A 17,308-nucleotide genomic window follows, 5' to 3' on the forward strand; every position below is an offset into this window, starting at 1 on the left:
TCATTTTTCTCACGAAGCAGGGCCCGTGCGCCGGGCATCAGGCGCCGGATTTCGGATCCTCGCTCTTCCGCGAGATGGATGGTCTTGGTGTGAGCCAGACTGATGGTTCTTGCTGTGAGGTCGACGTCACACCAACGCAAGGAAGTCGCTTCACTCAGGCGGGTGGCCTGCTCGACGGACCACCTGACGAGCCACACATCATCAGGATGGGTGTCTGATCTCACAGCGTCCAGCAGACGCTCATACTCTCCGGCAGGCTCGCGCTCTCCTGGCGAGACACTCCCTGCGGGACAGGCTGCTTCTTCCAGCCGGCGATTGCGCTTCCGGTCGGCTCCGGCCGGTCGTTTGATCAGACGTCCTGAAGCTGGATTTTACGGCAGCGGCACGTCCCACTCAGACATTGCATGTTGCAGAATAGATGCGAGAAGGTTGAGGCGTTTCACAACGGTCGCGAGGGGCAGATCTTTCGCCTGCCTGTCCCGGAAACCTCTGACAGCCGCGATCGTCAGACGGGAGAGTTTCAGGCCAGCGATCGTGTCGCGGAGCAGCGAAGGGATATGATCAGTGCGATCGCAATCGCGATGAGCTCTGCACTCATCTCAATATCGCTCGATCAGCGTTCACAGCACGACACCGTCCAGAGCCCGAACGTCGATATTGCGGCCCTCGCGAACCTTGACCGAGGTCTCTTCAAGCCATGCACGGGCGAAACGGGCTGTATCGAATGTTCTGACGATCCGCTGGCCATTGACCAGTTTGCGTGCCCGATACTGCTTTGGCCCCCGGCAACTCACGCCATCGGGCCGCGGACGTCCTGTCGCAGGATCGTTGACATTCTCGGCGGATTTTGTACGGGCCATGAGACGAACTCCGAAGGAGGACGGAATCGCCATTGGTCCAGAATCGCCACTTAATTTTTGGGTGGGATAGAGCGCTTTGCCTGTAAGCTGCTGATAGCATTGCCAAATAAAATTGGCGTCCCATAGGGGATTCGAACCCCTGTTGCCGCCGTGAGAGGGCGGTGTCCTAGGCCTCTAGACGAATGGGACATTGGCCGTGGCGGGTTCATACGGAAAACGGCGAAACGGCGCAAGAAGGGAAACGAAAAATAATCACCCAGCGCTTAACGCCCGACCTCCAGCCGCCCGATGACCCGCCCTTGCGTCACATCCCACAGCACGATGCGATCGGGGCCACCGCCCGTCAGACTCAGGGCCAGCACATTGCCATCGCGCCACGCCATCGTTGCAACATGGCTGCCCTCGGGCTCATGCAGCAGAAGCGTCTCCGTGCGTATCGGCTTTTCGAGAACAGACGGCGGTGTTACAGCCGCATGTGGATGCGAGACCCGATGCAGGATCACCGCAACCAGCAGCCCCGCTCCCGCAACGATCAGGACGCCCATGCCGATGACAGCCGCCATCAGCACCCGTCGCGCCGTACTGCCCTCTTCCATCACGGTGCCGCCTTTCCTGCGTTCTGTCGCCCGGCCTGTAGATGACACCCATGACTGATTCAACCCACGGTCCCCGCTCCCTCACCCTCACCGAGGATCAGGCCGGACAGCGTCTTGACCGCGTGTTGACGCTGGCGCTCCCTGAACTCTCACGCTCGCGGATAAAATCTCTCATTGAAAGCGGCTGCCTGACCTGCAACGGGGTTGTCCTGCACGACGTCTCGCACACCACGCGAACCGGCATGGCGCTGGTGCTGGACATCCCCCCACCCGCTCCCGCCACGCCGCAGGGCGAGGACATCCCCTTCACCATTCTCTACGAAGATGAAGATCTGCTTGTGCTCGACAAGCCGGCAGGCATGGTGGTTCATCCGGCGCCCGGACATGAAACCGGCACACTGGTCAACGCCCTGATCGCTCATTGCGGGGAAAGCCTTAAAGGTATCGGAGGGGAGCGGCGCCCGGGGATCGTCCACAGGCTGGACAAGGACACATCCGGCATCATGGTCGTGGCCAAGACCGAGGCCACACATCTCGCCCTTTCGGCAGATTTCGCAGCTCGTCGCATCGACCGTGCCTATCTCGCCCTGTGCTGGGGTGTGCCGTCTCCCACCAAGGGAGAATACGAAGGCAATATCGGCCGCGACCCCCGTGACCGCAAACGCATGGCGCTGCTTACGCGCGGCGGCAAGACGGCGCTCACGCGCTATACGGTGCTGCGCGCTTTCGGCTCCCACATGGCGCTGGTGGAATGTCGCCTTGCAACGGGTCGTACCCATCAGATCCGCGTGCATTTCGCTGCGAACGGTCATCCGCTGCTTGGCGACCCTCTCTATCTGCGCCGCATCCCTGCCGCCGCGAAAGGCTGCCCGGTGGAGGCCAAGGACGCCGCGCTGGATTTCCCCCGACAGGCCCTGCACGCGCGTAGGCTCGGTTTCGTCCATCCACGCACAGGGGAAGCCCTGCTTTTTGAAACGCCGCCCCCTGCGGATTTCGTCGCTCTTGAAACCACGCTGACGAATGCCCTTATAAAATAACTTTTGTTAATCTTGACTTTTCCGGGCTCATATTCTACGAAGTCAAGGTCTTTTCGACGCGCCGATGCGGCCGCCGGAATGGATGTCCCGAAGTCTTTTGCCTCATTGAGGGAGGGCCTTCGGGGACGAACAGGTCCACTCCCAGCGTTGCCCGAAAGCACAGGCCGATCCGATGTTCGCTGACTGAAGTCGGATCACGCACAGCGCCGGTGCCGGGATGAAGGAGCAGTCTCCATGGCATCCTCAACACCCTCTCTCGCAATCGGTCCTGACGCCAGCCTCTCGCGCTATCTTCAGGACATCCGTAAATACCCCCTTCTTTCTCCTGAGGACGAATCCGCCCTTGCTCGCCGCTGGCGTGACAAGGGGGATGTGAAGGCCGCGCACAAGCTCGTCACTTCCCATCTGCGTCTCGTCGCCAAGATCGCGATGGGATATCGCGGTTATGGCCTGCCGCTGAACGAACTCATCAGCGAAGGCAATGTGGGGATGATGCAGGCCGTGCGTCGCTTCGATCCCGAGCGTGGCTTCCGCCTTGCCACATACGCCATGTGGTGGATCCGCGCCGCCATTCAGGAATACATCCTGCACAGCTGGTCGCTGGTGAAAATCGGTACGACTTCGGCTCAGAAGAAATTGTTCTTCAATCTGCGTCGCCTCAAGGGGCAGATGAAGGCCATCGATGAGGGCGATCTCGCTCCCGAGCAGGTGAACCATATCGCCAAAACGCTGGGTGTGCCGGAGCAGGACGTCGTATCCATGAACCGCCGTCTGGCCGCCGCCGACCACAGTCTGAATGCCCCCCTGCGCGCGGAAGGCGATGGGGAATGGCAGGACTGGCTGGTGGATGAGGGGGAGAATCAGGAGGATATGCTGGGCGAGCACGAGGAGTTCTCGGATCGCCACGCCCTGCTTACCTCCGCCATGAAATCCCTCAACGACCGTGAGCGACACATCTTCACCGAGCGTCGCCTCAAGGACGATCCCGTGACGCTGGAGGAACTCGCCCAGCAATACGGCATCTCCCGCGAGCGCGTGCGCCAGATCGAAAGCCGCGCTTTCGAGAAAGTGCAAGCCCAGATGAAGGCGGACGTGGACGCCCGTCGTAACGAAATCCCCGCGACCACCTGACGACGGGAGGGCTTTTGTATTGCCCTCCCTTATATCTGGCCTTTAGCTGAGACAGCCCTTACGAAACGCCTCAAACGCCCGCGCGCGGTGACTGATGGCGTTCTTCTCGGCGTCCGTCATCTCCGCGAAGGTGCGGCTTTCGCCCACCGGCACGAAGATCGGGTCGTAACCATGTCCCGCAGCGCCCCGCGGCTCGGGCGCTATGGTGCCGTCGATACGTCCCTCGAAACATTTCCCCGACCCGTCGGGGAAAGCCAGCGCCAGCACGCAGATAAACCATGCGTCGCGCTCGTCTCCGCCGATGCCGTCCTCAATCCGCTTCATGGCGGCGGGAAAGTCTTTCTCTGGACCGGCCCAGCGCGCGGAATAAATACCGGGAGCCCCTCCGAGGGCGGACACACACAGACCCGAGTCATCGGCCAGCGCCGGAAGCCCGGTCGCCTTCGCCGCCGCGAGCGCCTTCAACTGCGCGTTGCCCTCGAACGTGGTGGCCGTCTCCTCCGGCTCGGAAAGGTTCAACTCCCCGGCCGAGATAACCTCGATGTCATAGGGCGCCAGCAGAGCAGTGAACTCCACGAGCTTGCCCTTGTTATGACTGGCGAGGACCAGACGGCTCCCCGCCTTCAGCGGAAGGGCGGCACTCATGCGCCTTCCGTGGCCCGCACCACCGCATCCTGCGCCGCGAACAGTTCCTGCGTGCCCTTTTTGGCCAGCGCGAGCAGCTTGAAGAATTCTTCCTCCGAAAACGGCTTCTCTTCCGCTGTGCCCTGAATTTCCACAATGCCGCCCGCAGCCGTCAGCACGAAGTTGGTGTCGGCCACAGCACTGCTGTCTTCCACGTAGTCGAGATCGAGCACCGCGCCCTCGGTGGTCAGGCCGCAGGACACGGCGGCAACCTGTCCGGTGAGCGGAATGGAGGAAAGAACCCGCTGCGCGTGCAGCTTGCCCAGCGCCAGACGGAGTGCCACCCATGCGCCGGTGATGGACGCGCAGCGCGTGCCGCCATCGGCGTTGAGCACGTCGCAGTCGAGCGTGATGCTCATCTCCCCCAGCGCCTTCAGGTCGGTCACAGCGCGAAGGGACCGGCCAATCAAACGCTGGATTTCCTGTGTGCGACCGGACTGCTTGCCCTTGGCGGCTTCACGGTTGCCACGCGTGTGCGTGGCGCGGGGCAGCATGCCATACTCGGCCGTGACCCAGCCCGTGCCCTTGCCACGCAGGAACGGGGGCACCCGCTGCTCCACACTGGCGGTGCAGAGCACTTCCGTGCCCCCCACGCGAATCAATGCGGAGCCTTCGGCGTGATGGGAAAAACCGGTTTCGATGGTAACGGGACGCATGGCGTCAGCGGCACGGCCGGACGGGCGCATGGGCAGGCTCCTCAGGAAGACAGGCAGAAACAGGCGGCGTGAGCCCACCTGTCGGACGTACGGCTGCATAACCCGCGCTCCGCAGACTGACCACCCTGCCCCTTGCTTCTCTCCACCACTCTTCCCAGAATCCGACTCAAAGCCCCTCGCTTGGCCAAGGAGAGACGACCATCGCCCGTTCCCCCGGATCACGCCCCACCGGCCCTCGTCCACTGGACCTGACCGGTCGCACACCGGATCTCTCCACCCTCGCCTCGGGCCTGAACGCCCGCTCGGCGACCATTCTGCGCGAGCTGGTGGAGCATTATCTGGAGACCGGAGATCCGGTAGGCAGCCGTACCTTGGCGGATCGCCTGTCGCTCGGGCTTTCCACAGCCTCCATCCGCAATGTGATGGCCGCCCTGACCGAAGCAGGCCTGTTGTTTTCCCCCCACACCTCCGCCGGTCGCCTGCCCACCGAACGGGGGCTGCGGCTGTTCGTGGATGGCCTGCTCCAGTTCGGCAGCTTGAGCGAAGACGAACGCGAATCGATCGCCAATTCGCTGGAAACACGGGGGCGCTCGCTTGAGGACACGCTCACGGAAGCCTCCACCATGCTTTCGGGCCTGTCACACGCCGCCAGTCTCGTCATCGCGCCCAAGGGAGAGGGCACGATCCGGCATATCGAGTTCGTGCCGCTAGGCGAAAACCGGGCGCTGGTGGTGCTGGTGGGCGCGGACGGACAGGTGGAGAACCGCGTCATCCAGACACCGCCGGGCATGCCGCCCTCGGCGCTGACGGAAGCCGCCAACTATCTCAACGCGCGCCTGTCCGGTCGCACGCTTGGTGAATTGCGGAGCCTGGTGGATGAGGACATGGCCGCTGACCGCACCCAGCTCGACCAGCTTACGAGCGAGGTGGTGGCAAGCGGCCTTGCCACATGGAGCGATGAGGAACGCGGCGGCACCCTCATCATCCGTGGACAGGGCAACCTCCTGACGGACATTACCGAAATCGAACGGCTCTCCACCATTCAGCGCCTGTTCGAGCGGCTGGAACGTCAGGACGCCATGCTGCGTCTGCTGGAACTGGCCGAAGCCTCGGACGGCGTGCGGATTTTCATCGGGGCGGAGAGCGACCTGTTCGGACTGTCGGGCATGTCCATGGTCGTGGCCCCGGCCCGCAATGAGAGCAACAAGATTGTGGGGGCCATCGGCGTGATCGGGCCGACACGCATCAACTACGGCCGCATCATTCCCGTCATCGACTACACCGCACAAATCATCGGCCGCATCCTCGGCTGACGGCACACGCTCACTTCTGGGAAGCCGCGTCACTCCGCTCAATGACAGCCTCTCCCGCTGGCACAACAGGAGCCGATGGCGCCGCCGCCGCCCGGGAAGCGGCCGCTGCTTTCGCCGCACCACCCGCGATCTGGTCCGCAGGCGTGCGCAGTGCGGGCAGGTCCGCCGCCGGGCCGTTCCACACCGCACTCTGACTCTGCGGTGGAATGGGCGGCGAACTGAAAGCCGACACCGGACCGAACAGGCCACCGCTCACATGGCGCATGGTCGATTCCGGCTGGCGTACACATCCACGGATCACAGGTTCGCAAATGCCCTCGTGACCGATGAGACGATCATTATCCCCGGCAAAATGCACCTCGCTCACCTGCCCCCGATCGATCCGGATCATCATGACGCAGGCGCTGCCGCTGCCGTTATAGGTCACGGTGCCCATGTTCAGCGGCGCGATGGAAAAGGTGCCCGGCGTGTTAGGCTTGTAGATATACTGCTCAAGAACCGTGGTTGCGTTCATCTTGAGCGTCTTGTCGGGAATCCCTGCACAGGAATGAAGGTCATTCTCCGTCATCCCGATCATGGCAAGCTGCGCCTTGTGGACCGTTCTGGAGTCAAAATACCCACACCCCGTCAGACACAGCACCAGACACGCAAGCCCTGCACGGCTCGCGACACGCAACTTCAACGACACCATTCTCATCCCGGTTCGACCAACGCCCCGTCTTCGGTAACGGTTCCCTCACCTCACCGACAACCACCTGCGTCCAGAAATGTTGCAGCCTCAGCCGCTGTTGCCTATTAGCGGCACGACCTTTCCCTTTGTGCTGTCCTTCGATGTGAATGTCCGCGCTCCGTCGTGAACGACAGACGCGTCCGCCACAGGCAGCCGTCAGCTGCGGAGATTCCTATCATGAGCGACTTTTCTTCCGACGAAATCCAGCGCCTTCAGACCTGCCTGCGCCGCCTGCTGGGCGCGAAGGGCCTGAGCGTCAACCCGCCGCCGCGCCGTGGCCTGTCCGTTGAACTGGCCGTGGATGGCGAGGTGATCGGCACCGTTCACCGTGATGAGGACGAGGGCGAAGTGTCCTACATTCTCAATATCGTGGTGTTGGAAGAAGATCTGCCGCCCAAGGCCTGAAGAACGGCATGAAAAAGGCCGGCTCCCATGAGGACGCCGGCCTGACAAAGCAGAAAGATTAAAGTCGTTTTCAGGCAGGGCGACGCGATGACAGCGACGCTTCCATGACCGGATGCGGCACAGGAGCCGGCAGATCCACCCGCGTCAGCTTCCACTGCCAGCGCTCGATGCGAAGCTGCACCCGCAAGGGCGTCTCCGTCTCATGCCCCGGCACCACCATCGCCGCCTCGAACGTGTTGCCGCCTGTGAAACGCACCACAGCATGACCGACAGCCGACAACATGGTGCTCGCGCTCATCTTGCCAGGTGCGGCCGTTCCCATGGCCTGATCCACCACCATTCCCAGATTCTGCTGCGTCACGGTCAGATCCACGGCATTCGACACGACATTGGTGGCAAAGGACGCACCGAACTCTGGCAGTTCATCCGCCGCTTCCGTCGCATGACCGAGATTGAGCCCGTCCAGAACCTGTTCCTTGAGCGAAGCATCTAGCGACGTCCAGTTGATGGTCTGCCCAAGGGCAAGCATGTCATGCGTCTCGACCGAACGGGCAATAGTCCACAGCGTCACGAAGGGCGACAATGCATAGAGAGCGAGGGACATCGCCAACGAGACGACACACAGAACCCGCGCCCGCTTCCGTGCGGGACAGGCCCATGCTTCGGAGACAGAAGTGAGTTTAGCGGCGCGCATGTCGGGACTCCCTGTGTTCATGTCAGTATATCTACCATACGCAAAGCAGACATGCAGCAAACGGTTGTCCCCACTCCCATCAATCACGAAAAAGTGATTTCCTGATGCCGCCTTCCACAACACCCCCGCCCATTGACCTCACAGAAGCCGAAATCCGGCGCTATTCCCGCCACATTCTCCTTCCGGAGGTGGGCGGAACGGGGCAGATGCGCCTCAAGAACGCCTCGGTGCTGATCGTGGGAGCGGGTGGGCTGGGCTCACCCGTGGCCTGCTACCTTGCGGCCGCCGGGGTAGGGCGTATCGGACTGGTCGATCACGACCATGTCGAACTCTCCAACCTTCAGCGGCAGATCCTTCACACCACCGAGCGCGTGGGCCAGCCCAAGGTTGCGTCCGCCGCCCGGACTCTTTCGGCCCTGAACCCGGACATCCGCATCGAGACACACGAGATACGGCTGACGCCCGACAACGCAGAGACTCTGGTCGCAGCCTATGACCTCGTGTGCGACGGCAGCGACAATTTCGAGACGCGCTACCTCGTCAACGCCGCCTGCGTGGCGCAACGCCGCACATTGGTGTCCGCCGCCCTCGCCCGGTTTGACGGCCAGTTGTCCACCTTCCGGCCTCATCGGGGCGGTCCCTGCTATGAATGTCTCTTTCCCCGCACACAGGCGGCACAGGACGCTCTCTCCTGCGGAGACGCGGGAATCTTCGGGGCCGTCGCGGGTGTGCTCGGCACATTGCAGGCCACCGAAGCCCTGAAAGAACTGCTCGATATCGGGGAAACGCTGGCCGGGCGGTTGCTGCTGTGGGACGCGCTGGCCACGCGCTTCACGACCATCACGATGGACGCCGATCCAGCCTGTCCGGTCTGCGGCTCTCTGCACAGAGACGCCGCATCATGACAGATCCCGCAAACGGACTGGCCCTTCTGCTGTGCGACGCCCATCCCGACCGGCTTCACGCAGCGTTCCTGCTGGCCGCCGGCGCTCTGGCGCTCGACCGCCCCGTTCTGGTCTTTGCCACGGGTCCGGCTGCGGCCGCCCTGTGCCGCGATGCGTCGTCTGTCTTTCACCTGGATGAAGAAGAGCGATTGGCGGAACGTGGAGTCGCCACATTGGCCACGCTGCGCGACGCGCTGGTGCTCATGGAAGCGGAACTGATGGTGTGCGAGACCGGCCTGCGACGGATCGCGCGGGAAGAGTCGGACCTGCTCGACGGCGTGAAAGTCGTGGGGATCCCGACCTTTCTCGACCGGGCGCAGGGGCGACAGATCGTCTCATTCTGACAGTTCCGCGCATCCGAATGCACGAACCCACTTGCCGAGCGCGTCAGGGCTTGGCACGGATGCGCCCATGATCGCATCCCGCTCCCTGCGCGCCGTCCTCTCGCTGCTGGCGGCAACGCCCCTCGCCACGTTCGCCGGTCCTGCCGTGGCCGCAACGCAAAACAGCGCCACGCCGCACCACCATCACAAGAAGGCGGCGACCACGGAGGGGAAAACCGTGGCCCACAGTTCGGGGCACACGGAAGAGAAAGCCGCTCACCACAAGCACGCCACGCACAAGGCGACGGAGAGCAGCGAGCACCACACCCATCCCACGCGGCATGCGAGCGAAGAAAAAACGCCGCACCACAGCAAGGCCATGCATTCCAGCGCAAGCCATCACCACGCCGCCCATCTGGCGACGGGCGCCGCTGCCGGTGCGGCGGCGGGTGCTGCCGCGGTCCATTCCGATACGGACGATGCCGCTCCTGCCGCCGACTCGTCCGCGACGCCCGCTCCCACAGGTCCGGATCTGACAAAAGGCAGCAATACCGGTCTGCCGCTGCCGCGCTTTGCGGCCCTGCGCGCGGATGATGTGAACATGCGTGCCGGCCCCGGCCAGCGTTATCCCATCCAGTTCATCTATCACCGCCGGGGACTGCCGGTGAAAATCGAGCGCGAGTTCGACATCTGGCGACTGGTGGAAGACCCGGACGGCGTGAAGGGCTGGGTGCATCAGGCCACGCTTGTGGGCTCCCATGATTTCGTCATCCCCTATCCGCCCGGAAAGGCACCATCGCCCGACGCCGCGCCGCAGCAGAAGGCCGCCTCTTCCGACAAGCCGGAAGAAAAGAGCGGCAACCGTCATACCGAGTCGCAGGTGATCGGCCACGTGGCCACGGCGGCCGAAGCGGAGAAAATCCCCAACGCCGTGATTCTGCGGTCATCGGGCGATGACAGCGCAGCACCCGTGGCGGTGCTGATGCCCGGCTCGGTCGGCACATTGCGCAGTTGCGCGGCCGGATCGGTGTGGTGTCAGGTCACGATTCAGCGTCGTGACGGCTGGCTGCACCGCAATCAGATCTGGGGGCTGCTGCCCGACGAGGCCTATCCGCCCTCCTGACCTTTCCGGCCTAACCTTTCCGGGCAGCGTTGCGGCCCGCAATGCGACCTCTGGCCGCCTCAGGTGTTATCCTGCTGACATCCATCATGTCGGAGGAGGATTTTCCATGATCGCTGCCCAGTGCCGCACCAAGATCGTCGCCACGCTCGGCCCGTCCTCTTCCGATCACGCGACGATCCTCGCACTGGCCACGGCAGGCGCGGACGTGTTCCGCTTCAATTTCTCCCACGGCACACAAGCCGAGCACGCCGCCCGCTACCGCATCGTGCGACAGGTGGAAGCAGAGGTTGGGCGTCCGCTCGGTGTTCTTGCCGACATGCAGGGTCCAAAACTCCGGGTCGGGCGTTTTGCCGATGGGCACATCACGCTGGAGACGGGCGCGCCTTTCCGCCTCGATCTGGACGAAACGCCCGGCACGACGAAGCGGGTACAGCTCCCACACCCCGAAATCATCGCCGCCGCCCATCCCGGCAGCGTGCTGCTCCTCGATGACGGCAAGCTACGTCTGCAAGTGACGACTGTCGGTCGTGATTTTCTTGAAACCGAGGTGCAGGTCGGCGGACCTCTGAGCGACCACAAGGGCGTGAATGTTCCCGACCTGATGCTTCCCATTCCGGCCCTGACGCCACGCGACCGGGAAAATCTCGCCTTCGCACTGGAACTTGGCGCGGATTTCATCGCCCTCTCCTTCATCCAGAGGGCCGAAGACGTGCTGGAAGCCCGCGAACTGGTGAAGGGTCGGGCCTGGATCGTCTCCAAGCTGGAAAAACCTCAGGCCATGGAGAATCTCGACGCCATCCTCGCAGCGTCTGACGTCGTGATGGTCGCCCGAGGCGACCTTGGCGTGGAACTGCCGCCCGAGGCGGTGCCGCTGGCGCAGAAGCGCATCACGCGCGCCGCGCGGAAACTGGGCAAGCCCGTCATCGTGGCCACACAGATGCTCGAGAGCATGATCACAGCGCCCACGCCCACCCGCGCGGAAGCCTCCGACGTGGCGACGGCCGTGTTCGATGGCGCGGACGCCGTGATGCTCTCGGCGGAATCGGCGGCAGGGGCTTACCCGCGCGAGGCTGTGACGGTGATGAACCGCATTCTGGAGCGCGTGGAGGCCGATGCGGGCTGGCGCGCGCTCATGCAGGCCGCGCGCCTGGAGCCAGAACATCATGTAGCGGACGCCATCGCCGGAGCCGCGCAGCTTGTGGCCAACACGCTCGATGCCAGCACCATTGTCGCCTACACGCATGCGGGACCGACCGCGCTGCGCATCGCGCGCGAACGGCCCATCGCCGCCATTCTCGGCCTGACACCCACGCTGACAACCGCCCGCCGCCTGACGCTTGTGTGGGGCGTGCACCCTTGCGTGCCGGACCCAGCGCATCACGCCCATGACACGGAATCGATGGTGTCCACGGCTGTCGAGACAGGGCGCACCAGCGGACTGGCTCGCGCGGGCGATACGATGGTCATCATCGCAGGCGTGCCGTTCGGCGTCAGCGGCTCCACCAACACGTTACGAGTGGCAAAAGTCCCGGACTCTGTCTGAGCTTGCCTCTGGTCCCCTGTGCATGGGGACGGTAAACAGTCCCGGTTTCCAGACATGAGGGGTGGAGCCCACAGCGGTTCCTCACCGACAGCATCAGGCACGGCATGAGCAATACACGCAGGTTCTTCGGCACGGACGGCATTCGCGGGAAAGCCAACACCCCTCCCATGACCGTGGACGTGGCGCAGAAACTCGGACAGGCGGCGGGCCTGCATTTCCGGCGTGGTCATCACCGTCACAGCGTCGTGGTGGGCAAGGACACCCGCCTGTCCGGCTACATGATCGAGTGCGCGCTGGTGGCGGGCTTCCTGTCGGCCGGCATGGACGTGATCCTCGTCGGCCCCATGCCCACCCCCGCCATCGCCATGCTCACCCGCTCACTGCGCGCCGATCTGGGCGTCATGATCTCAGCGTCCCACAATCCGTTCAGCGACAACGGCATCAAGCTGTTCGGCCCCGATGGTTTCAAGCTCTCCGATCAGGAGGAGCAGACCATCGAGGCGATGATGCTCTCCGACCTGACGGGACAGCTTGCCGCACCGGGAGAGATTGGCCGCGCCTCGCGCCTGAACGATGCGGCTGGGCGTTACATCGAGCACGCCAAGGCCTCCTTTCCGCGCGGCTGTCGTCTGGACGGTCTCAAGATCGTCATCGACTGCGCCAACGGCGCGGGATACCGCGTGGCTCCCACTGCCCTGTGGGAACTGGGTGCGGAAGTGGTGCGTCTGGGTTGTGAGCCGGACGGCGTGAACATCAACGAAAAATGTGGCTCCACGCACCCCGAAGCGCTGTGCCGCGCCGTGATCGAGCACAAGGCCGATCTCGGAATCGCGCTCGACGGCGATGCGGACCGGATGCTGCTGGCCGACGAAACCGGCCGTCTGGTGGATGGCGATCAGATTCTTGGCCTAATTGCCCGCTCATGGGCGCGGTCGGGTCGTCTGGCCACCTCCTCAATCGTGGCGACCGTGATGTCCAACATGGGACTCGAACGCTTCCTTCACGAGCAGGGCATGGCGCTGGAACGCACGGCAGTGGGCGATCGTTATGTGGTCGAGCGCATGCGTGAGAACGGCGCCAATGTGGGCGGAGAGCAGTCGGGTCACGTGGTGCTGTCCGATTTCGCCACCACCGGCGACGGATTGGTGGCCGCGTTGCAGGTTCTGGCCGTTCTCATCGAGGAAGGGCGACCTGCCAGTGAAGTCTGCCGCGTGTTCGAACCTTTTCCGCAACTGCTGAAGAACATCCGCTTCGAGGGCCGCAGCCCGCTTCATCTGCCTGAAGTGCAGGCCGCGCGACGGCAGATCGAGGAACGCCTCGGCGCACGCGGTCGTCTCGTTCTGCGCGAAAGCGGCACGGAACCGCTGGTGCGAGTCATGGTGGAAGCGGAAGACGCCCGCGACGTGGAGCGCGCGGTGGACGACATGTGCGCCGCCATCACCACAATGCCTGTCGTGGCCTGAGCCATGAAAGGGCGCGTTCTCAGCATCGCAGGCAGCGATTCAGGCGGTGGAGCCGGGATTCAGGCGGACATCAAGGCCGTAACGGCGCTGGGTGGATTCGCCATGACGGCCATTACGGCTCTGACAGCCCAGAACACGCTGGGCGTGATGGACGTAATGGATGTCCCGCCCAAGTTCCTGCGCACACAGATCCGCTGCGTGCTCGACGATCTGGGCGCGGACACTTTCAAGACAGGCATGCTGTCGAACGCAGGCATCATTCGCGTTGTCGCCGAAGAGATCCGCCGCTACCGCGATGTTCCCTTCGTGCTCGATCCCGTGATGGTGGCCAAAGGTGGCGCCTCCCTGCTCGCGAAGGAAGCGGTTGCAGCTCTGACGGAGGAACTGCTTCCTCTCTGCACCGTGCTGACGCCCAACATTCCAGAAGCCGAAGCCTTGCTGGACCGGACGATTGCAACACCGGACGATATGGTGAGTGCCGCGAAAAAACTCCGCGAACAGGGCGCTCCCGCCGTGCTTCTCAAGGGCGGCCACCTGTCCGGTGACCTTCTGACGGATGTGCTGGCCACGGAACAGGGTGTGGAGACGTTTTCCTCAGAGCGGATCGAGACCCGCCACACCCATGGGACGGGATGTACGCTCGCCAGCGCCATCGCCACACGACTGGCTCAGGGATGGCCCCTGTCCGATGCCGTCATCAATGCGCGGGCGTATCTGCGCATGACCATCGAACAGGCTCCCGGATATGGCGCGGGTGCCGGACCGCTCAACCACTGCGTGACGGTCAGTCCGGCGTGGTCCACCGGGGCTGCGCCTTCCGCGTCCTGAACATTCCTCAGGCCGCGACCGTCTCGGTGTGCGCGGCCACCGGTGCCGCCGTTTCCGCAGGCTTTTCCACCCGCCCCGCCGTCTGCTCGCGCAGCATGTAACCACGTCCCCAGACTGTGGTGATGACGTTGCCAGCCCCTGCGGCCTGAAGCTTCTTGCGCAGTTTGCAGATGAAAACGTCGATGATCTTCATCTCGGGTTCATCCATGCCACCGTAGAGATGGTTCAGGAACGCATCCTTCGTCAGAACCATCCCCTTGCGCAGAACCAGCAACTCCAGAATGGCATATTCCTTGCCCGTCAGATGCACAGGCACGTCATTGACGCTCACCTCCCGGCTGTCGAGGCTCAGATGCAGCGGTCCCACACGCAGGGTCGGCTCGCTGAAGCCCTTGGAACGACGCAGGATCGCCTGCATGCGGGCCACCAGTTCGTCTGGATCGAAAGGTTTGGTCAGATAATCGTCCGCGCCGATGGAGAACGCCTTCACCTTGGCCTGCGGTCGCGTGAGGCTCGAGAGCACGATCATCGGTGTCGCCACACGGGCTGCGCGAGCCCGACGCACGACTTCGTATCCCTCGATGTCGGGCAGCATCAGTTCGAGCACCGCCAGATCGTAATCGTAATGCCGCAGCATCTCGACCGCTTCTTCTCCGGACTCGACATGATCGACCGTGAAACCAGCCCCTTTCATGACCTGAGTGATTTCACCGACGGCTGCCGTATCGTCTTCAACGAGCAGAACACGCATCCCTGTAACTCCCGGTTCGTTGTTGACCATTAGTTACCATCACAGGTTGTGTGCGTCTACGGAAATTTCACGTAAAGCGTGTATAAAGAAATTCGAAGCGCGTTAATGAAACGGAAAACGTCTTGTTTTTTATACACACCTATCTGAAGACCGCAGAAAACCAGCATATTTTAGGAACCCTCGCCCAATGACTCTGAATGTATGCGAGCGCGTCAATGCAACTATGGCGCGTATTCCCGCTGCTTTCGTCTCCGCGCGGGTGACGGCGCTGTCGGGACTCGCCATCACGGTGGCGGGGCTTGGGGGACTCGCCGTGGTGGGAGACCGAGTGACCCTCATCCGTCGCGACGGCAGCGAAATCCCGGCCGAAATCATCGGTTTCTCCGGACAACATGCACGCGCCATGGCGTTTGGCAGCCTCGACGGGCTGGGCAATGGCAGTGAAGTGCGGTTTCCGTTCTTCACCGGCCCCCGCGCGCATGGCCCCGGCGGCAGCCTGCGCATTTCGGACGCGTGGGTGGGTCGCATCATCGATCCGCTCGGACGTCCGCTGGACGGAAAAGGACCATTGCCTCCCGGTCCCCGTCCCTGTCCCGTCCGCGCGTCTCCTCCGGATGCCACGATGCGCGCCCGTCTCGGTCCTCGAATCGATCTGGGTGTCCGAGCGATGAATCTTTTCACCACCTGTCGTCAGGGCCAGAGACTCGGTCTTTTCGCAGGCTCGGGCGTTGGCAAGTCCACTCTCATGTCCATGTTGGCCCGCAACACGGCCTGCGACGTGGCCGTCATTTCTCTTGTAGGCGAACGCGGGCGCGAAGTGCGGGAGTTCGTGGAAGACGATCTCGGCCCGGAAGGACTGGCGAAATCCGTCGTGGTGATCGCCACCTCCGATTCTCCACCTCTCATGCGCCGGGAAGCGGCCTACACCGCGCTTACCGTCGCGGAATATTTCCGCGACGAAGGCAAATCCGCATTGCTGTTGATGGACAGCGTGACCCGCTTTTGTCAGGCACTCCGCGAAATTGGCCTATCGGTGGGCGAACCGCCGGCCACACGCGGTTACCCGCCGTCGGTGTTCGCGGAACTCCCGCGCCTGCTGGAACGCGCCGGTCCCGGCCTTGTGCGCCCCGACGGTTCGGCGGGACAGATTTCAGCGCTCTTTTCCGTTCTGGTGGAAGGCGATGACCAGAACGAACCCGTGGCGGACGCCGTGCGTGGCATTCTTGACGGCCACGTCGTGATGGACCGTCGCATTGCCGAAAGCGGGCGTTATCCCGCCATCGACGTGCTGCGATCCCTTTCCCGAACCGTCCCCGGCTGCAACTCGGCGGATGAAAATGCCCTGACGCGTCGGGCACGCGCCATTCTCGCCACCTACAGCGAAATGGCCGACATGATTCGCCTCGGTGCCTATCGCCCCGGTTCCGATCCCGCAGTGGACGAAGCCATCCGGTTCCAGCCTGCGATCGAGGCCGTTCTGTCGCAGGACCGCCATGAGCGCGCGACGCTGGAACAGAGTTTCGCCGCCCTGCGGGATGCGCTGGCGGAGACACCGATTCCCGAACCGGCCATGCCGACTAACGCGGCCTGACACTCTTTTCTTCTGAAAACCGGAACCCCTCCATGCCCCGCACTCCGCTCGATTCGCTTCTCAAGATCAGACGACTGGAACTCGACGAAGCGAAAAAGCTTCTTTCGGAGGCTCTCGCCCGCTCCGTCACGGCCTCGGACGCAGTCAAGAACGCGGAACAGGACATGGTGCGTGAACGCAACGCGGCTATTGATCTCGCCGCCAACGATCAAGCCGTGGAGGCCTACTCCCGCTGGCTGCCCGTTGGTCGGGCAGCGCTCGATCGGGCACGCCGGAGCGAACGCGACGCCACAGCCGAGGTGGAATCCTGCCGCATGCGCGTCAATCTCGCCCGCAGCGCGCTGGAAGTCGCGGAAAAGCTGGCGGAAAAACGTGCCAAAGAGCAACAGGTGCTGGCGGAAAAACGTGAGCAGGCGGCTCTGGACGATTTGTCCGCACAAAAACATCATTCTCCGCAGGACTGACGCCAACACACGCATGTATGGCCCTTCCGGGCGCTGTCCGAACCCGGAAGAGATCATTGATCCCGCCGCCCTGATTTTCTCAATACATAATCGGTTTTCAAGAGCAGCGTTCTGATCTTGTCGTCTCAGGCACACACCCATCACATTGGATGGCATCAGGCTTCACCCCCTG

General features: G+C 63.2%; 19 protein-coding genes and 1 tRNA gene. 12 read left to right on the plus strand and 8 right to left on the minus strand.

Annotated features, from left to right (window positions below; translation table 11 throughout):
• Positions 1-620 precede the first annotated feature (620 nt).
• From KUA11_RS17540 to KUA11_RS11970, 3 genes are all read right to left on the minus strand, one after another.
• Complete coding sequence (locus KUA11_RS17540; protein WP_254454890.1) at positions 621-860, minus strand: hypothetical protein; 240 nt, start codon at positions 858-860, stop codon at positions 621-623.
• 113 nt (positions 861-973) lie between these two features.
• A tRNA-Glu gene (locus KUA11_RS11965) sits at positions 974-1,049 on the minus strand.
• A gap of 74 nt (positions 1,050-1,123) precedes the next feature.
• Positions 1,124-1,456, minus strand: coding sequence for a hypothetical protein (locus KUA11_RS11970; protein WP_217410544.1), 333 nt, complete (start codon positions 1,454-1,456; stop codon positions 1,124-1,126).
• Positions 1,457-1,506: 50 nt separating this feature from the next.
• Between KUA11_RS11970 and KUA11_RS11975 the strand changes: the two genes are divergently transcribed.
• Positions 1,507-2,493 carry an RluA family pseudouridine synthase gene (locus KUA11_RS11975; RefSeq protein ID WP_217410518.1) on the plus strand — a complete coding sequence of 329 codons (987 nt, stop codon included), beginning with the start codon at positions 1,507-1,509 and terminating at the stop codon, positions 2,491-2,493.
• Between the two features lie 234 nt (positions 2,494-2,727).
• Positions 2,728-3,624: an RNA polymerase sigma factor RpoH gene (rpoH, locus tag KUA11_RS11980; protein WP_217410519.1), complete on the plus strand. Its 897-nt coding sequence runs from the start codon at positions 2,728-2,730 to the stop codon at positions 3,622-3,624.
• A gap of 42 nt (positions 3,625-3,666) precedes the next feature.
• Here the strand turns inward: rpoH and rdgB are convergent, their stop codons facing one another.
• Together rdgB and rph are read right to left on the minus strand one after the other, a co-directional pair.
• Entirely contained in the window at positions 3,667-4,269 is a 603-nt protein-coding gene (gene rdgB / locus KUA11_RS11985; RefSeq protein ID WP_217410520.1) for an RdgB/HAM1 family non-canonical purine NTP pyrophosphatase, read from the minus strand.
• Complete coding sequence (rph, locus tag KUA11_RS11990) at positions 4,266-4,994, minus strand: ribonuclease PH (protein WP_166314804.1); 729 nt, start codon at positions 4,992-4,994, stop codon at positions 4,266-4,268. The genes rdgB and rph overlap by 4 nt, the downstream gene beginning before the upstream one ends.
• Positions 4,995-5,206: 212 nt before the next feature.
• Here rph and hrcA point away from each other — a divergent pair, with 212 nt between their 5' ends.
• A complete protein-coding gene (hrcA, locus tag KUA11_RS11995; RefSeq protein WP_408744200.1) occupies positions 5,207-6,277 on the plus strand; it encodes a heat-inducible transcriptional repressor HrcA in 1,071 nt (356 codons plus the stop codon).
• A 10-nt stretch (positions 6,278-6,287) separates the two neighbouring features.
• Here hrcA and KUA11_RS12000 read toward each other — a convergent pair whose 3' ends face one another.
• The gene (locus tag KUA11_RS12000) at positions 6,288-6,968 is read right to left on the minus strand and encodes a hypothetical protein (RefSeq protein WP_217410521.1); all 681 of its coding nucleotides are present in this window, start codon (positions 6,966-6,968) and stop codon (positions 6,288-6,290) included.
• A gap of 216 nt (positions 6,969-7,184) precedes the next feature.
• On the opposite strand from KUA11_RS12000, the gene KUA11_RS12005 reads away from it, so the two are divergent.
• On the plus strand, positions 7,185-7,412 hold the full coding sequence (locus KUA11_RS12005) for a DUF3126 family protein (RefSeq protein WP_166314800.1): 228 nt from the start codon (positions 7,185-7,187) through the stop codon (positions 7,410-7,412).
• Positions 7,413-7,482: 70 nt separating this feature from the next.
• Here KUA11_RS12005 and KUA11_RS12010 read toward each other — a convergent pair whose 3' ends face one another.
• Positions 7,483-8,106, minus strand: coding sequence for a DUF2939 domain-containing protein (locus KUA11_RS12010; RefSeq protein WP_217410522.1), 624 nt, complete (start codon positions 8,104-8,106; stop codon positions 7,483-7,485).
• 104 nt (positions 8,107-8,210) lie between these two features.
• Here KUA11_RS12010 and KUA11_RS12015 point away from each other — a divergent pair, with 104 nt between their 5' ends.
• From KUA11_RS12015 to thiD, 6 genes are all read left to right on the plus strand, one after another.
• Positions 8,211-9,011, plus strand: coding sequence for a HesA/MoeB/ThiF family protein (locus KUA11_RS12015; RefSeq protein ID WP_254454891.1), 801 nt, complete (start codon positions 8,211-8,213; stop codon positions 9,009-9,011).
• Positions 9,008-9,394 carry a DsrE family protein gene (locus KUA11_RS12020; protein WP_217410523.1) on the plus strand — a complete coding sequence of 129 codons (387 nt, stop codon included), beginning with the start codon at positions 9,008-9,010 and terminating at the stop codon, positions 9,392-9,394. Before KUA11_RS12015 ends, KUA11_RS12020 begins: the two co-directional genes overlap by 4 nt.
• 67 nt (positions 9,395-9,461) lie before the next feature.
• Positions 9,462-10,496 (plus strand): SH3 domain-containing protein, encoded by a 1,035-nt coding sequence (locus tag KUA11_RS12025; RefSeq protein WP_217410524.1) that lies wholly within the window; start codon positions 9,462-9,464, stop codon positions 10,494-10,496.
• A gap of 106 nt (positions 10,497-10,602) precedes the next feature.
• Complete coding sequence (gene pyk, locus KUA11_RS12030; protein ID WP_217410525.1) at positions 10,603-12,039, plus strand: pyruvate kinase; 1,437 nt, start codon at positions 10,603-10,605, stop codon at positions 12,037-12,039.
• Between the two features lie 104 nt (positions 12,040-12,143).
• Positions 12,144-13,502 carry a phosphoglucosamine mutase gene (glmM, locus tag KUA11_RS12035; protein ID WP_217410526.1) on the plus strand — a complete coding sequence of 453 codons (1,359 nt, stop codon included), beginning with the start codon at positions 12,144-12,146 and terminating at the stop codon, positions 13,500-13,502.
• Between the two features lie 3 nt (positions 13,503-13,505).
• Positions 13,506-14,330, plus strand: coding sequence for a bifunctional hydroxymethylpyrimidine kinase/phosphomethylpyrimidine kinase (gene thiD, locus KUA11_RS12040; RefSeq protein ID WP_217410527.1), 825 nt, complete (start codon positions 13,506-13,508; stop codon positions 14,328-14,330).
• Between the two features lie 7 nt (positions 14,331-14,337).
• On the opposite strand, the gene KUA11_RS12045 is transcribed toward thiD, so the two are convergent.
• Positions 14,338-15,081, minus strand: a complete 744-nt coding sequence (locus KUA11_RS12045; protein WP_166314779.1) for a response regulator transcription factor — start codon at positions 15,079-15,081, stop codon at positions 14,338-14,340.
• A gap of 187 nt (positions 15,082-15,268) precedes the next feature.
• On the opposite strand from KUA11_RS12045, the gene fliI reads away from it, so the two are divergent.
• On the plus strand, positions 15,269-16,672 hold the full coding sequence (gene fliI / locus KUA11_RS12050) for a flagellar protein export ATPase FliI (RefSeq protein ID WP_217410528.1): 1,404 nt from the start codon (positions 15,269-15,271) through the stop codon (positions 16,670-16,672).
• Between the two features lie 32 nt (positions 16,673-16,704).
• Positions 16,705-17,136: a flagellar export protein FliJ gene (gene fliJ, locus KUA11_RS12055; RefSeq protein WP_217410529.1), complete on the plus strand. Its 432-nt coding sequence runs from the start codon at positions 16,705-16,707 to the stop codon at positions 17,134-17,136.
• Positions 17,137-17,308 lie beyond the last annotated feature (172 nt).

The organism is Acetobacter estunensis (assembly GCF_019083805.1).
Taxonomy (GTDB): domain Bacteria; phylum Pseudomonadota; class Alphaproteobacteria; order Acetobacterales; family Acetobacteraceae; genus Acetobacter; species Acetobacter estunensis_A.

Excerpts from the sequence above, each read along its gene's own strand:
- glmM (WP_217410526.1), top strand. The coding sequence starts at position 12,144 with ATGAGCAATACACGCAGGTTCTTCGGCACGGACGGCATTCGCGGGAAA.
- fliI (WP_217410528.1), top strand. The coding sequence starts at position 15,269 with ATGACTCTGAATGTATGCGAGCGCGTCAATGCAACTATGGCGCGTATT.
- KUA11_RS11975 (WP_217410518.1), top strand. The coding sequence starts at position 1,507 with ATGACTGATTCAACCCACGGTCCCCGCTCCCTCACCCTCACCGAGGAT.
- thiD (WP_217410527.1), top strand. The coding sequence starts at position 13,506 with ATGAAAGGGCGCGTTCTCAGCATCGCAGGCAGCGATTCAGGCGGTGGA.
- rpoH (WP_217410519.1), top strand. The coding sequence starts at position 2,728 with ATGGCATCCTCAACACCCTCTCTCGCAATCGGTCCTGACGCCAGCCTC.
- KUA11_RS12000 (WP_217410521.1), bottom strand. The coding sequence starts at position 6,968 with ATGGTGTCGTTGAAGTTGCGTGTCGCGAGCCGTGCAGGGCTTGCGTGT.
- KUA11_RS17540 (WP_254454890.1), bottom strand. The coding sequence starts at position 860 with ATGGCCCGTACAAAATCCGCCGAGAATGTCAACGATCCTGCGACAGGA.
- KUA11_RS12005 (WP_166314800.1), top strand. The coding sequence starts at position 7,185 with ATGAGCGACTTTTCTTCCGACGAAATCCAGCGCCTTCAGACCTGCCTG.
- rdgB (WP_217410520.1), bottom strand. The coding sequence starts at position 4,269 with ATGAGTGCCGCCCTTCCGCTGAAGGCGGGGAGCCGTCTGGTCCTCGCC.
- rph (WP_166314804.1), bottom strand. The coding sequence starts at position 4,994 with ATGCGCCCGTCCGGCCGTGCCGCTGACGCCATGCGTCCCGTTACCATC.
- pyk (WP_217410525.1), top strand. The coding sequence starts at position 10,603 with ATGATCGCTGCCCAGTGCCGCACCAAGATCGTCGCCACGCTCGGCCCG.
- KUA11_RS12045 (WP_166314779.1), bottom strand. The coding sequence starts at position 15,081 with ATGCGTGTTCTGCTCGTTGAAGACGATACGGCAGCCGTCGGTGAAATC.
- KUA11_RS12010 (WP_217410522.1), bottom strand. The coding sequence starts at position 8,106 with ATGCGCGCCGCTAAACTCACTTCTGTCTCCGAAGCATGGGCCTGTCCC.
- KUA11_RS12015 (WP_254454891.1), top strand. The coding sequence starts at position 8,211 with ATGCCGCCTTCCACAACACCCCCGCCCATTGACCTCACAGAAGCCGAA.
- KUA11_RS12020 (WP_217410523.1), top strand. The coding sequence starts at position 9,008 with ATGACAGATCCCGCAAACGGACTGGCCCTTCTGCTGTGCGACGCCCAT.
- fliJ (WP_217410529.1), top strand. The coding sequence starts at position 16,705 with ATGCCCCGCACTCCGCTCGATTCGCTTCTCAAGATCAGACGACTGGAA.
- KUA11_RS12025 (WP_217410524.1), top strand. The coding sequence starts at position 9,462 with ATGATCGCATCCCGCTCCCTGCGCGCCGTCCTCTCGCTGCTGGCGGCA.
- KUA11_RS11970 (WP_217410544.1), bottom strand. The coding sequence starts at position 1,456 with ATGGAAGAGGGCAGTACGGCGCGACGGGTGCTGATGGCGGCTGTCATC.